A 15,268-nucleotide genomic window follows, 5' to 3' on the forward strand; every position below is an offset into this window, starting at 1 on the left:
ATTGTATATCGTGGCGGGGGTGCCGGGTACATCTTCCCGCAGGATTCCAGGTGTTGACACGATTTTCTCGATTCCTGTCACGATGTCTTCGATATAGGTGAAATCTCTGGAGAGATTCCCGTTATTAAAAATGCGAATCACCTCGTCATGTTGAATGGCGTTGGCAAAAAGCATGGGAGCCATATCCGGACGCCCGAAGGGACCGTATACCGTGAAAAATCGTAAACCGATGGTTTGTATGCCGTAGAGATGAGCGTAAGCATTTGCCATCAACTCGTCACTCTTTTTCGTGGCGGCGTAAATGCTGATCGGGTGATCCACGGTGTCCGTCTCCTTGAAAGGAACGGATTGATTGTTCCCGTATACGGAAGAGGACGAGGCGTATATGAATTTCTTACAGTTCGTCTTTTTACAGGATTCCAGTAAATTAATGAATCCCATCACGTTACTTTGCACGTAACTTTCCGGGTGTTTCAAGCTATACCGTACTCCGGCTTGTGCGGCAAGGTTCACCACGCAGTCGAAAGTATGTGTGTCGAATAATTTATGAATGGCCTCGGCGTCACACAGGTCCAACTGGCAGAACGTGTAATTCGTGTTCAGGGAAGATACGATTTCTTTGTCGGGAACGGGATGGTCTATGCCACAGGCGTGCAGGCGGTCGTGTTTCAAAGCAACATCGTAATAATGATTTATGGAATCGATTCCATAAACGGTGTGTCCTGCATCCAGTAATTTCTGAACAAGATAAAAACCGATAAACCCCGCTGTTCCAGTAACTAAGACATTCATAATACCTTGTTTTTTATTTTAAATATAATTTTTACGGCAACAAAAATATAAAATTACTCCGTAAAGTTTGTATTCTTCCGGAGGTTTATGCCGCGTGAAGTCCGGCATTTACGAGCCGAAAATGTCGGTTTTTAGCTCCACGGGCACGATCCGGTTCGCGAGGGAAGGGTCATAGGGGACTTCCACCCGGATGTAGTTGTCCGTGAATCCGCCGATTGATCCGGCAATGTCGCTTTCTTCAAACAGCACCGGACGGGTTTGCCCCACGTGTGCCGTGTAGAAATCGTGCAACTTCTGTTCGGAAATGTCTAGGAGTACGTTCACTCGACGATGCTTTTCCGCTTGCGGGACTATATACGGGATGTCCAGTGCTTTTGTTCCGGAACGTTCCGAATAAGGGAACACGTGTAACTGGGAAACATCCAGTCCGGCAATGAATTGGCGGGCATCTTCGAAGGCCTCCGGTGTTTCTCCGCGCATTCCGGCAATCACGTCCACCCCGATAAAGGCATCGGGAATAAGTGTCTTGATTTCCTGCACTTTCTCGGCAAAAAGTTCTCGTTCGTAGCGTCGCCTCATTAAGTGTAACACTTCGTTACTCCCGGATTGAAGAGGTACGTGGAAGTGTGGCATGAAACGCCGGGAGGAGGCCACGAAATGAATGATGTTATCTGTCAGTAGGTTGGGTTCGATGGAGGAGATCCGGAAACGCTGGATTTCTTCCAGCTCATCCAGAGTCCGTATTAAGTCGAGGAATGTTTCCCCTGTCTCTCTCCCGAAATCTCCCGTGTTTACTCCCGTGAGAATGATTTCCTTGATACCCTTGGATGCCACGTCACGGGCTGCCTTGATCACGTCTTGAATGGCAGCACTGCGGCTACGTCCGCGAGCGAAGGGAATTGTACAGTAAGAACAGAAATAGTCGCATCCGTCTTGAATTTTCAGGAAACACCGGGTTCTGTCCCCGTACGAGTAAGCAAGATCGAAGTTTTTAACCCCGAAAATATCGCAAGAATGTGGTTCGTGCCGTTCCTGTTCTTCGAGGTGGTTCAAATAGTGGGCCACGTTGAACTTGTCTCGTGCGTTGAGTACCAGATGGACACCTTCAATGTCCATGATTTCTCGCGCTCTGAGTTGGGCATAACAACCAACCACAACAATGTAGGCTCCGGGATTTCGGTGGATGATTTTCCGAATCATCTGCCGTCCTTTTTTCTCAGCAATATCCGTGACGCTACATGTGTTAATCACGAATATATCCGCACCATCTTTTTCTCCCACAGTCACGGCTCCTTCTTGTTCAAGGCTGTGCTTGATCGTGGAGGTTTCGGAGAAATTTAATTTGCATCCTAACGTGATGTATGCCACTCTCTTCCCAACAATGTTCATATGCGATCTACTTTAAATTTGCTAGCGAGGGGCAAAGATAGAGTTTTTTCATTTCTTATCCATGAATTCCTCGTATAAAGCTACGGAACCATAATGCCATAATTTGGTATTCTCTTTTTCTAGCGCCTTGTAAGTATTGGAGTGATAAAATTGTCGAATGGCATCTATGATAGAACCGCCATGTTCTTTTATATACAGTTGTACAAAAAGGCTGACTTTGGAAGGCAGTAACAAGTAAAGATTTTTGTCTGTAATTTCCCGGTTCATTAGAATATCTTTATCTAAACTACCATGGTATAGTTTCATTGATTTGCCTTCTTTTGTTTGGTAATGTATTCTTTGATTTCTTCCATCAGCCATTGTTGACTTTGTGTATGTAATACTTCAAAGTTATCCGATAAGTATGATAAGACGTTATATTTTTCGAACAAGCTAATCGCCTCTTCACCAGATAATCCTTGTTTCATTTTGTATTGTTCAATACAAAATGAAAGGAAATAGGCTATATCTAATTTTTTTTTATCTATAATAATATCGTTCTCCCAAAATCAGTTCTTATCATGTGTTCATCTAATTGCAAAAATAAGAAATTTATAATGAATGAGAGCATGGAAATTGGAGTTTTATATTCGTGATCAGTTCTTGTAAAGGTATTATCAACTGCTAACCCGGTATTGACTGGGGGTAATGCCTTCGTACCTTTTGAAAAAACGAACGAAGTGTTGTGGGTATTGAAATCCCAGTTTGTAAGCAACTTGCGTGATGCTCTTTTCGGGATGCAACAAATATTCCTTGGCTACATCGAGCATTTTTAACTGGATATATTCTTTTGCCGATTTCCCCGTTTCTTTTTTTACCAGATCACCGAAATAATTGGGAGACAGGCAAATCTTGTCGGCGAAATATTGTACGGAGGGAACACCGTTTTTTTCCACGAGATCAGAATCGAGGTAGTCATCAATCAATCTTTCGAATCGGCTTAGTACATCCAGATTCATGTTTTGACGGGTGATGAACTGCCGTTCGTAAAAACGCATACAATAGTCCAAAAGTAGCTCGATGTTCGTGCAGATCAGTCCTTTCGTGTGTTTATCGATAGCGTGTTGTAATTCCGAACGTACGATAGACAGGCAATTGGTTACGACCAAGCGCTCCTCTACTGAAAGGTGGAGGGCCTCGTTTGCCTCGTAAGAAAAAAACGTGTATTTCTTGATTTTTTGCCCTAATGACGTACCACGTATGAAATCCGGGTGGAACAGCAAACCGATGGATTTAGGAGGAACTCCTTCAATCCGGGTAAAACCTACTGTCTGTCCGGGGGCAAAACTGACGACAGTTTCGTCGTCGTAATCGTAGTTGCTTTTCCCGTAGTTGATCACGCAGCCCTTGGTTTCTTTCAGGAAAATACCATAGAAACCGATGGTCATCCGGTAGTTTTCTTGGCGTTCGGGAGCGTCGAAGTCAACCAAACTCACTAGTGGGTGTAGTGTTTGAAAACCAAACAAGTTATTATATTGTTCGATCGTGTCTATTTTCAGTATTTCGTCCATGTTTTTCATTTGATTGATTCTACAACAAAAATACATCTTTTTTCGTGATCCCGTGTACTTCCCGTGAGTGAAACCGTGATCGGGGTAAGTATTCGGGTAAATTCAGTGATTCAGGTAATATCGTTGCTTGTCAATGAGGTAAGTGATATTCGTGGGCGATCTGAATTTCCCCTCGATTTCAGTACATGTCGGTTGGGAGGTATAAAATGAAAAATCTTTTTCTATCTTTGCCCAAAGAATAGAAAAAAGCCAATGAAATACTACGTTATTGCGGGAGAGGCATCGGGCGATTTGCACGCCTCTAATCTGATTAAGGGATTGAGAAAGTTTGACCCGGATGCAAAGGTCCGCGGGTGGGGTGGTGATTTGATGCGGGAGGCCGGATGTGAGATTGTTCGTCATTACAAGGACACGGCCATCATGGGTTTCCTGACAGTCTTGAAAAATCTGGACAAGATTAAGGCAAATATCGACGCTTGTCACCAGGATATTCTGGTATGGCAGCCGGATGTCGTGATTCTTGTGGATTACGGTGGTTTTAATCTCCGGGTGGCAAAATTTATCAAGGATGCGAATATTCCCGTGTTCTATTATATTTCCCCGAAAATCTGGGCTTGGAACACGGGACGGGTGAAGAAGATCAAGCGGTTGGTGGATCGTATGTTCGTGATTTTCCCGTTTGAAGTAGACTTTTATGCCCGGTATGATTATCCCGTGCAGTATGCTGGAAATCCGTTGGTGGATGCTATTCACGACCGTCCTTTTAAGAACGAAACATTTAATGAGTTCGTGCAGGTAAATGGCTTGTCCGGTAAACCGGTCATCGCTTTGGTGGCAGGCAGTCGTTCGCAGGAATTGAAACACGTGTTGCCGAAGATGCTGACCATGGTAAAACATTTTCCCGATCATGAGTTCGTGATAGCGGGAGCCCCGTCGATGAGTGACGAGGATTATGCACCTTATTTGCAGGACGTGAAGGTTCGGATAATTTACGGGCAGACCTACCGGTTGGTACGACAGGCTCGTGCAGCTTTGGTCACGTCAGGAACGGCCACGCTGGAAACTGCGATCTTGCGGACACCTCAAGTGGTTTGTTACAGCGGGGAAGGGGGGGCGTTGAGTTATTTCCTGTTTAAGACCTTTGTTAAAGTGAAATATATTTCGTTGGTAAACCTGATTGCCGGGCGAGAAGTGGTGACCGAATTATTGATGCAGAAATTGAACGAGAAGAACCTGTTGCGGGAACTCTCGGCAATCCTTCCGGAAGGAGGGAAACGACATCAGATGTTGGACGGGTATGATGAGGTGAACGAGAAATTGGGTGATGCCGGGGCATCCGAACGATTTGCCCGAATGATGATTGACGAGTTATCCCGCTTCCGTGGGTGAGTTGAAATCATGAACTCTTTTCGTTTTGTCTGAAAAGGAAACGCTGCCCGTCAAAATACGGTTCGACGAGTTCAAACCGGATGAATTTGGCTAGCGTGTTTTCTGCCTTGGGACGGGATATTTTTGCCATACGGCAGTACTGGTTCAGGGTGATTGAGTCGTGTGAAGAAAGGTAATCCAGTAACATTTGTTCTGTTTCCGTGTAATGTACGAATACTCCTTTCGGGGTTCCGGCTTGTTGCCATACTTTGATATGTACGGGGGTGGCAAGTATGTTTTCATCCCGAACCCGGATGTAGGCCCACCAGCGGTTATCGTGATCCTTGGCACAATAGGGTTTCTGTTCGCCCGGTGGAACAATGACTTCGAGAACAGTACGCCCTTCCACGGTGTGGACGTGCATTTCACAATCTATTTGCGGTTTGCAGTAAAGTTTTGCGGCAGCCTCGATCATGTAAATCTCCTCTTCCGAGCGAACCCCGGCAATCTTGCCGTTATCCTTTACTCCTACGAGTAATCGTCCCCCGTCGGTGTTGGAGAATGCGGAAAGGGATTTAGCGATCTTGCGGGCATCGGAAATCTCGAATTTGAAATCCTGTTGCTGGTGTTCTCCCTCTGCAATTCGGGCGTGTATGTAGTCGGCTTTTGTTTGAATCATAGTCTGGTTGTTTTTCTCCGATTGCAAAGATATTGCAATCGGATTGTATGTTCTTTGTTTAAAGAAATTTTAAGTTATCTTTGTCAAATAATTTTAAGTTATGGATCAGCGTGACCTGTTATTGGATTATTTGCACCAAGGGAAAGAGAAGGCGTACGAGTTACTCTATCACTATTATTATGTTCCATTGGTTTTGTTTGCGGGGAAGTATGTGGGGAATGAAGAGGTTGCAAAAGATATTGTGCAGGAGTTCTTTATATCGCTGCTTGATAAAGAGATGGTGTTTGATAATCGGATTGCGCTGAAAGTATATTTATATACGGGAGTGAGAAACAAATCCTTGAATTATTTACGTCATTTAAAGATCAGAAGACAATATGAAATGAAAATGTTGGAAGAGGGGGAGAATCAAGAGGTGTTTTTAGAGCGAATGATGGAAGAGGATGTGTTTGCACGGATTTTAACTACCATAGAACAGTTGCCACCGCAATGCGGAAAAGTTATGTCGTTGACGTTAAAAGGGTATAAAATCTCAGAAGTGGCGGAGTTAATGGGAATTTCTCTGGAAACGGCAAAAGAGTATAAAAAGGACGGTAAAAAGAGATTGTATAATAAATTAAAAGGTGGCATATACTCAATATTTATAGGTATTCTTTTCTCGTAAATACCCGGTTTAAGGTATTTCTGCGACCAAACATTTGTAATACGTTTGTGATCGAATTTTAATTTTTTTTTAATTCTTATCCCCCCGTTTTGCTTTCTGAAGTGTTTCTGGGCAAATGAATGTTAGAAACGGAAGAAAAGAAAATTTATTTGTTTATGGATAAGGAAGAAAATGCACTTAGAATATCAGAGTTTATTTCCAAGTCTTTAGGTGATTGTTTGGAAGAAGGGGAATTGCAGGAGTTGGAAAAATGGTTGACGGAGGACGAGCGCCATCGGGAGTTGTTTGCTCTGTGGAGTTCGACCGAGCTGATGGAGCGTAAGGCGGAAGTATACGAGCGTTTGGATTATATGAGGGCATGGGAAAAATTTAGAAAAGTGAGACAGGATAAACTATCTGCAAGGCGTAGAAGGATAAAGATTACATGGATGAAGTACGCGGCTATGTTTATCGTTCCATTGGGAATTGCGGTTGCGTTACTTTCCAAGGAGGACATAAAAGAAGAGAAGACGGAGGAACCGATAACGGTGAAAGCCGGGAAATCTCAAGCCGTATTAGTCTTGTCGTCGGGAGAAAGGCAGGTCCTGGATTGGGGAGAAAGAAGTATAGAGGACGGGGGAATGAAGATTAGTGCGGATTCCGGGCGGATCAGTTATGATGGTAAATCGCTGTCGGGTGCGGGCGTGCAAGATGCATTTCATATGTTGGAGGTTCCGCGGGGAGGAGAGTATTTTATGACTTTAGAGGATGGGACCAAAGTGTGGTTGAATGCAGCGACACGATTGAAATATCCGGTGGTATTTGCAAGCGGGATTCGTAAGGTGATTTTGGAAGGAGAGGCTTATTTCGAGGTCGCTCGTGATATAAGTCGTCCTTTCGTGGTAGAAACCGTGCAGGCTAAAGTGAGCGTGTTGGGAACTTCTTTTGATGTGTGTGCTTATGCGGAAGAGGGCAAAACGTGGACAACTTTGGAGGAAGGTGTGGTAGAGGTAGAATCTATGGATAAAGGAGAAAAGGTGAGAATGGTGCCGGGCGAACAGGTTTGTTTGACCGGGGGGAAAGGAATGGAAAAATATAAGGTAGAGACAGCATTGTTTACTGCTTGGAGATCGGGACGTTTGGTCTTTAAAGATATGCGTCTGGAGGATCTGATGCGTAATCTGGCACGGTGGTATGATGTGAAAGTCGAATTCTACCGAGAAGAGGCGAAAGATATTGTATTTACCGGTGATGTAAAGAAATATGAAGATTTAAACGAGGTGTTGGAGATCATCGAGCTTACGAGTGACGTGCATTTCACGATAGAAGGACAAAGTATTATTGTACATTGAAAAAATTAGGAACTATGAAAGGTAAGTATGTTTTCAGGCGTATTTTATGGGGCTTGTTGTTCGTGTTTGTGTTTGGGGGGAGTGTGTTTGCCCAACAGAAAAAACTAACAATTAATTTGAAGAATGGTTCATTTGCCCAGTTGACAGACCAAATCAAGAAACAGTCAGATTACACCTTTTTCTTTAACAATGCAATGGTTATGAACTTGAAGAAAATGACTATTCAGGTGAAAGAAGTTACGTTGGATTCTGTGTTGAATATTGCCTTGAAGGGTTCAGATCTTACCTATAAAATAAAGGACAAGACAGTTATATTATATGCAAAAGGAACTCCGGAGGCGGCTTCCAAAACGGTCAAGATCCAAGGACAGGTGAATGATGAAGAGGGGGCAGCATTACCGGGAGTAAATGTTTTTATCAAAGGAACAACGGTGGGTACCGTGACAGGAATAGACGGGAATTATTCATTGGTCGTACCTGACGTGATGGGCATGGAGGTCGTGTTTACCTTTATCGGTAAAAAGACAAAAGAGATTAAATATACGGGCGATCGTTTTATGAATGTCGTGTTGAAGGATAGTTATAACGAGATGGACGAAGTACAGGTAAGGGCCCGGGCAAATATTAACGAGATTGATGTGCGGGCTAAAACGGGGGTGGTGAATGAAGTGGATGTCCGGCGCATGAACAATAAACCCGTGTTGGATATGGCGCTTGCCCTACAAGGTATGGCTCCGGGATTAATTGTGACCAACAAAGGAGATTTGGGTAGTAAACCGGAAATTCGTATTCGCGGAACGTCTTCTTTGCGGGCGGGAGATGCGGCAAACGAACCTTTGTATGTTCTGGATGGTCAAGTGATTTCATCAGATGCTTTTTTAACTTTGAATCCCAATGATATAAAGGAGATTAAAGTGTTGAAAGATGCTGCGGCTTGTGCGCTGTATGGAATCAAGGCGGCAAACGGGGTGCTGGAAATCACCTCCCAACGAGGTACAGCCGGGAAAATGGTATATAATTATAGTTTCAGTGGGGGTGTGACTCTTCGGGGACGTCGGGGGGTAGATATGATGGATTCGAGAGAAAAGTTGGAATTAGAACGTCGACTGGAAAATACAGCAACTCCGGGGTATCGATACAGTGAAGATTACTATCGGAAATATCATGCGAATGATCCGAATTTGCAGAGTTTAATTGCCAGAGGGCAGCAAATACTGGATTCCTTGTCACGTATTAATACGGACTGGTTCAAAGAATTATTGCGTAATAATTTCTATCAGGAACATAATTTGAGTGCGAGAGGGGGAACGGAACAAACCAGTTTTTATGCCTCTTTGAATTATTCGCAACAGGGAGGGCGTATTCCCGGAAACGATATTAAGCGGGTAACGGCACGGTTGAGCGTGGATCAGGAGGTAACCCCAAAGTTGTATGCATCTTTGAGTGTCAATGGCGGGTATTCCCTCACGAACACGCCGAATGGTACGAGTTATTCTCCGACGGATTTAGTGTATCAGTTGAATCCTTATGAAACGAAAGATGTGAACTCGGAGTTGGTTTCCTTTCCGGGAAGAACGTACGCGGATTTGTTCAACCAATATAGTGAAGAATCATCAGATAAACGGGCCGGTGTTTCAGGAAGTATAAATTTTCGGGGAATCGAAGGATTGGAGATTGCTGCCGTCGCAGGTATTGATTACGTGTTGTCGGAGAAACTGGGAATTACGCCTCCGACTGCGTATTCTGAAATTACAAGCGGTGTTCCGGAGCGGGAACGGGGAAAATTGACAAAAGATAAAAATACTACCATGAATCTGTCTTCGAATGTACGTGTGACTTATAATCGGGCATTTGGAAAACATGATTTGACTTTGGGAGCGAATTTTGACTTTTATTCCGATCGCTATGATAATTTGGGAATTACAGGTTATGGATTGACTAAGAAGATGCAGTCCGCATCAGGTGTAAATCAATCAATAGAGGGTAACCGGAAACCATCATTCACTTCAAAGAATGAGAAGACGGCTCAGCTGGGTATAGGAGTTTTAGCCGGATATTCCTGGAATAATATCTATGATTTGTTCGGAACATATAAGAGTGATGCATCTTCCATATTACCTAGTGATAAACGTTGGAATTCCGCTTGGGCAGTCGGTGCTGGATGGTCGTTGAAGAATTATCCTTTTTTGCAGGATAATGGGGTATTGACTGAGTTGAAATTAAGAGCATCCTACGGTTGCACGGCAAGTTTACAGGGCGTCTCTCCTTCGTCGGCAGTGGCTACGTTTCAATATTCCGAGGATTCGTATGGGGACGATCAGTTGTTATCATTGATGGGGTTGTATAATGCCGATTTAAAACCGGAACAGACCATTGATATTGATGCGGGAATTTCCTTGGGATTATGGAATCGGGTGACGTTGAATGCCGGATGGTATCGCCGTCGTACAAAAGATGCTTTGCTGGATGTACCTATCCCGGCCTCGAACGGGTTTACTACGTTGAAACGGAATATCGGTATTCTGGAAAATAGCGGTGTCGAGGGTGAATTGTATGTAAAAGTAGTGGACCGGAACAACTGGCGGATGTCCGGGCGTTTGAATCTTGCCTACAACCAGAATAAGGTCGTGGATTTGTATCACACGGACTGCCTGTACACGTCAGAGTATGATATGGTTCCCAGTTTTGAGGTTGGAAAATCGTATGATATGATATATGGTCCCGTGTCATTAGGGATTAATCCGATAACGGGACTTCCGGTATTTCGGGGAGCTGATGGACAAGAGATTGCCGCGACGGAAAAACTGACACGAGAGGATATGGTTGCCTTGGGACATTCCACCCCGCCTTATTCCGGTAGCTTTTTTTACTCGGTGTCCTATGGTAACTTTGATCTGGATGTGGATTTTTACTTCGTGTTCGGAGGCAAGAAGGCGTACAGTTTTTCATACGTGCGAGAGGTAAGCGATGCTAATTATAATGCGATCAAAGGGCAGGTAGAGAATATGTGGTTTCAAGAAGGAGATGAAAATAAGATTTACCATCGTCCCTATTATTCCTCGGCAGCCGTGGATAATCTGAAATTGTATGCTAACAGCCGTACCGTGGGAAGTAGTGATTATTTGCGAATGTCTTCCTTGTCATTGAGATATAGATTGCCTTATTGGTTGATCGAGAAGACAAAGAATGTGATTCAATACGCGTCGGTTGCTTTTCAGGCATCCAATCTATTTACCTTGACCCGTTACAAGGAGTCAGACCCAGAATCCGGTTCGTTAGTGGGGACGCAACAACCGGTATTTACGTTGAATTTGAGTGTAAGTTTTTAATATATAAGATATGAATTGGAGGATAATAATTTGTGTGGTTGGCTTCCTGATGGGAGGTTGCTCACTTAATATACCGTTGGAAGATCAGTTTTCCGATCCGGATGCAATAACGGATGTTTTGTCGGCTCGTTCGTTGCTGGCATCTGCTTACGAGGGATTGCCTCAACACTTGTTCGAGTACTCGGTTCTATCGGATGATTTTTGTCCCACCCAACATTTAGACCGGGATGCCACGTTGAAAAATCTGTATGACTGGAGGGAGGTTGAAATGACGGATTTGGCGGGAACGTTATGGACCGAATATTACATGGTGGTGGCTGAGGTGAATGCTTTGTTGGCCCGGATGGATGGGGTGATCACGTTGAATGATACCGAAGTGGAGGAAAAGGAGAGGATTATTTGTGAGGCCAAGGGGTTGAAGGCATGGTGTTACTTTGATTTGTTACGCCTGTTTGCTCCTCGTTATGAGGGGAATGAGTCGAAGGACGGGATTATTTTGAAAGACCGGGTGGAGCTTGACTTTTTGCCTCGTTCATCCATGAAAGCTTGCGTGGAGGAAATTCGGAAATTACTTAAAGAGGCTAAAAGTGAGAAAAATACAATGAAGAATGTACATTGGCTATCCGATAAGAGTATTACTTATTTACAGGTCGAATTAGAGTTGTATGCGGGTAATTATTCCGCCGTATTGGAACAGACGGAAGATTTGGAAACCGTGTATCCGGAAACGATGTTAGGAGCCGGAGCGTACGAGGCACTTTGGAGTGGCAATGGCTCGGAGGCTCGGATTTTCGCAAAATATCAATTGTCCCAGATTTATGAAGAGATTCGTTTTGAAACCTTCGACAAGGGGGATTATTTGGTACTGACGGATGAGGTACTATTTGAGGATGGGGACATTCGGAAAGAATGGTCGGAGGTGGAGTTTGTGATGCCGGATGCTCGTGAAGTTCGTTTACTGGGGAAATATAATAAAATGAACCGGGACGAGATTGCGAGTAAATACGTGAACATGGCACGGGTTGCCGGAATGTGGCTGATGCGTGCGGAGGCTTTAGCTCGTTCAGACCGAAGTGGTGATGCCGTGAGTCTGATGAACCGGATGATGGAACAACGGGGTGCTACCGCGTGGAATACGGAATTATCGGGTAATGAGTTAATAAATAAAATTCTGGAGGAACGTAAAAAAGAATTTGTGGGTGAAGGAGTCCGTTTTTTTGATATGAAACGGTGTGCTATTCCGGCCAAACGCTACGGTGTGTATGGTAAACAAGTGTCGGCTACGATTAAGTCAGACGACTATCGTTGGACCTTACCGATTCCGGCAAGCGAATATAGGTATAACACGTTGGTCAAACAGAATGAAGGATGGCCGGTTTTGGCTGTGTGAAGTATAGGTATAAATTATAAAAGTTTAGTTATGAGTACCATGGGAAAATTGCAAATCATGCTTTTATTGTTGATCGCCGCTTTTTCCGGTTGTTCGGAATCGGACGAGAGAGAATATATGGGGAAGAATTCGATATATATCAGAACAGAGGGAGATCCGGTAATATTGGCAATGGACAATGAGCCTTTGAAGGCGACGTTAATGTTGATACGTGCCTATGATAAAGACGTGTCTCTGGAAATTGACGTGAAATACCTGACAGAAGGGGTGGAAAACTTGGTGACCGTGAATCCTGCCGTTGTGACCATTCCGGCGGGAGAAAAGAGTGTGGATTTTGAAATTATCTCAAATGATAAGGAAGGTGTGGAGGATAAGGTATATTTGGAAATAGGAGTAAAATATCCATTGCCGGAAGCGGATATGGGGAAAGTGGAGGAGGTGTTGCGTGTTGTCGTGAAGCCTTATATGGAGGCCGAGGATTTAACCGAAGAACAACAGGCATTGCTGGAAGGGTACAAGGCGAAAGGGTTGGATTTGAGTAAGTGGATAGGAGTGATCCCGGTAAAGGTGAGTGTGGAGGTACCACCTACGGATGGCTTGGAATCTTTAATTAACGGGATGAAGAAGGTGTATACCGGAAAGACCGTGATTACGTTGAGTGAAGACGCAACGGCTGAACAACCGATACTTAAAATGACGAATAATCCGATGGGCTTGACCGAGTTTATGTATGATATGTTGCGTAAGGAGACGGTTGAAAATGATATGTTTTGGTATTATGATCCTGGAGAAGGGGAGGTAAATCCTTATATGGCAATGATGGAATTAATCGGGCTTTCTAAAACAAGTTTGGAAACTTTTGAGATGACGTTGGATAATATCCGTGTTGATCTTCCCCAAAACGGTGTATCAAATGTAGAATTTCTGGGGGAAAGACCTGATATATGGGATGAAACAGAATTGATAACCATTGTTCCTTTTGCTTATGATTATTCTGCATGGAATCGTTTGAAAGAGATGTTGGATACAGGAGATAATGAACTTGCACAAGAATATGTGGAGTATGGAGCCACTCTCGACCCTACCCAATATCTGTTCTATTCGGGAATAGATGAAGATTACTGGGAAGATGGTAATTGGATTGAACCTCAGGGAATATTGACAGGTAATAAGTTGACGTTCCAGTTTAATTTTGATCATTATAGTGCCGGAGGATACAGCATTATTAGAGTAGAATACACTTTATCTGAGTAGTCGTATGAATATATTGAAATGCCTATTTACTGTATGTTTGCTAGGAATGTTTTTTTCGATAGTGGAAGGACAGAAACGTGTTCCTGCAAATGAATTGATTGCGTTACCGGAAGGTACCGTGTACAAACAGTTGCCGAATGGATTGCATTATGTTATTAAACAAAATGATATGCCGGGGCATAAGGTTGAATTCCGTTTGATCCTGCGTGCCGGCTCGATCTTGCAGACCGAGAAGGAAGGTGGTGTGGCACACTTCCTTGAGCACATGGCTTTCAACGGGACTGAACATTTCCCGAATAAGGGAATCGTTGAATTTCTTGAGTCGTTGGGAGTGAAGTATGGATTTGGGATTAATGCTTTTACCGGATTTGACCGTACAATTTATATGTTTTCCATTCCGACAGACCGACCAGAAGATCTGGATCGGGGATTGTTGATATTGAAAGATTGGTTGACGGGCATTCAAATACGTCCGGAACAAGTTGAAAGGGAAAAAGGGGTGATATTGGAAGAGGCCCGCGGGTATGATACGGGTGATCCTTTTTACGATGTGAAAGTCGGGGGAACCCGTTATAGTGAACGAATGCCTTTGGGAACCCCGGAAGAGATAAAGAGTATGACCGCAGAGAAGTTGGAAAACTTCTATCGGAAATGGTATGTGCCCGAGCTGGCCACGATTGTCGTGGTTGGAGATTTGAATGTCGGGGAGATGGAGGAAAAGATCAAAGAATTGTTTGAAGGGATTCCTGCGGTAAAAACAACCGGGTACAAGGAATATCCTTTGGGGTACAAAGAGAAGGTGGCTTACCAGGAAATGCAGGATACGTTGATTAGTCGTTCGACATTAGAGTTAATATTACCAAAAGTTACTACCGTGCAATCAACTTACGGTGACCGTCTGAAAAAGATAAAAGAGAGTGTGTTGGTGTCGGCTGTCAATGCCCGCTTTAAGGCACAAGATTTACGGGTTTCGTTGTCCGACAACTGGTATCTGAGTGACAAAGACCATCTGGTGTTTTCCATCGACGGGGAGCATGGAACCGAGATAAAGGAAAAAATCGTGGAGGTCGTGAGTACCTTGAAACAAATTCGCGAACAAGGATTTTGTGAACCGGAATTGGCTCGGTTAAAAGAAAATGCCATAAAGCAATTAGGAAAGCTCTATACCGTTAAGAGTTCCGAACAATGGTGTGAGGATTTTGCAGACTTGGCAATTTCGGGCGAGCGTTACGTGACGGATACCTTACATAATGGTTGGCTCGCCACTCAAATACGCGGAATTGAAAGTAAGGAATTACAGACCTTGGCGGGTAAGTGGTTCGGGCGTTTATCTCACGTGCGTGCAGCCTATCATTATAACCCGTTGAAAGGAGAAAAGTTGACGGAAAAAGAAATTCAGGACTCTTGGGAGGAGGGAGAAAAAGTCTCTCGTGGCGTGTACGAGTATGTGGTGGTGGAAGAGGAAGAACAGGAGAAAGTGGATGTGCCTGAATTTTTAGTACGTAAGTTTACACCTTCCCGG

The 15,268-nt window shown here is 43.9% G+C and carries 13 protein-coding genes; 7 read left to right on the plus strand and 6 right to left on the minus strand.

Annotated elements, in window-relative coordinates:
* From AB5542_RS16090 to AB5542_RS16110, 5 genes are all read right to left on the minus strand, one after another.
* A partial coding sequence (locus AB5542_RS16090) for an NAD-dependent epimerase/dehydratase family protein (protein ID WP_368243213.1) occupies positions 1-792 on the minus strand: 792 nt, incomplete at its 3' end.
* Positions 793-900: 108 nt separating this feature from the next.
* Positions 901-2,181, minus strand: coding sequence for a tRNA (N(6)-L-threonylcarbamoyladenosine(37)-C(2))-methylthiotransferase MtaB (gene mtaB / locus AB5542_RS16095; RefSeq protein ID WP_118305483.1), 1,281 nt, complete (start codon positions 2,179-2,181; stop codon positions 901-903).
* Positions 2,182-2,229: 48 nt separating this feature from the next.
* On the minus strand, positions 2,230-2,487 hold the full coding sequence (locus tag AB5542_RS16100) for a hypothetical protein (protein WP_229128368.1): 258 nt from the start codon (positions 2,485-2,487) through the stop codon (positions 2,230-2,232).
* Positions 2,484-2,714: a DUF3791 domain-containing protein gene (locus AB5542_RS16105; protein WP_340280149.1), complete on the minus strand. Its 231-nt coding sequence runs from the start codon at positions 2,712-2,714 to the stop codon at positions 2,484-2,486. Before AB5542_RS16105 ends, AB5542_RS16100 begins: the two co-directional genes overlap by 4 nt.
* A gap of 123 nt (positions 2,715-2,837) precedes the next feature.
* Entirely contained in the window at positions 2,838-3,731 is an 894-nt protein-coding gene (locus AB5542_RS16110; RefSeq protein WP_087422232.1) for a helix-turn-helix domain-containing protein, read from the minus strand.
* A 252-nt stretch (positions 3,732-3,983) separates the two neighbouring features.
* Here AB5542_RS16110 and lpxB point away from each other — a divergent pair, with 252 nt between their 5' ends.
* Complete coding sequence (lpxB, locus tag AB5542_RS16115) at positions 3,984-5,120, plus strand: lipid-A-disaccharide synthase (RefSeq protein WP_270544674.1); 1,137 nt, start codon at positions 3,984-3,986, stop codon at positions 5,118-5,120.
* 7 nt (positions 5,121-5,127) lie between these two features.
* Here the strand turns inward: lpxB and AB5542_RS16120 are convergent, their stop codons facing one another.
* A complete protein-coding gene (locus tag AB5542_RS16120; RefSeq protein WP_087422014.1) occupies positions 5,128-5,778 on the minus strand; it encodes a helix-turn-helix domain-containing protein in 651 nt (216 codons plus the stop codon).
* A gap of 100 nt (positions 5,779-5,878) precedes the next feature.
* Here AB5542_RS16120 and AB5542_RS16125 point away from each other — a divergent pair, with 100 nt between their 5' ends.
* From AB5542_RS16125 to AB5542_RS16150, 6 genes are all read left to right on the plus strand, one after another.
* Entirely contained in the window at positions 5,879-6,442 is a 564-nt protein-coding gene (locus AB5542_RS16125; RefSeq protein ID WP_270544673.1) for a sigma-70 family RNA polymerase sigma factor, read from the plus strand.
* Between the two features lie 155 nt (positions 6,443-6,597).
* Positions 6,598-7,773, plus strand: a complete 1,176-nt coding sequence (locus AB5542_RS16130) for a FecR family protein (RefSeq protein ID WP_158572043.1) — start codon at positions 6,598-6,600, stop codon at positions 7,771-7,773.
* Positions 7,774-7,787: 14 nt separating this feature from the next.
* Positions 7,788-11,102, plus strand: a complete 3,315-nt coding sequence (locus AB5542_RS16135; protein ID WP_279040290.1) for a SusC/RagA family TonB-linked outer membrane protein — start codon at positions 7,788-7,790, stop codon at positions 11,100-11,102.
* 10 nt (positions 11,103-11,112) lie between these two features.
* Entirely contained in the window at positions 11,113-12,492 is a 1,380-nt protein-coding gene (locus tag AB5542_RS16140) for a RagB/SusD family nutrient uptake outer membrane protein (protein ID WP_279040292.1), read from the plus strand.
* 30 nt (positions 12,493-12,522) lie between these two features.
* Positions 12,523-13,746: a DUF4929 family protein gene (locus AB5542_RS16145; RefSeq protein ID WP_279040294.1), complete on the plus strand. Its 1,224-nt coding sequence runs from the start codon at positions 12,523-12,525 to the stop codon at positions 13,744-13,746.
* A 46-nt stretch (positions 13,747-13,792) separates the two neighbouring features.
* The coding region (locus tag AB5542_RS16150; protein WP_368243216.1) for a M16 family metallopeptidase at positions 13,793-15,268 on the plus strand (1,476 nt) is incomplete at its 3' end.

This window comes from Butyricimonas sp. RTP31003st1_G1_RTP31003_210430 (assembly GCF_040920905.1).
Lineage (GTDB): Bacteria > Bacteroidota > Bacteroidia > Bacteroidales > Marinifilaceae > Butyricimonas > Butyricimonas paravirosa.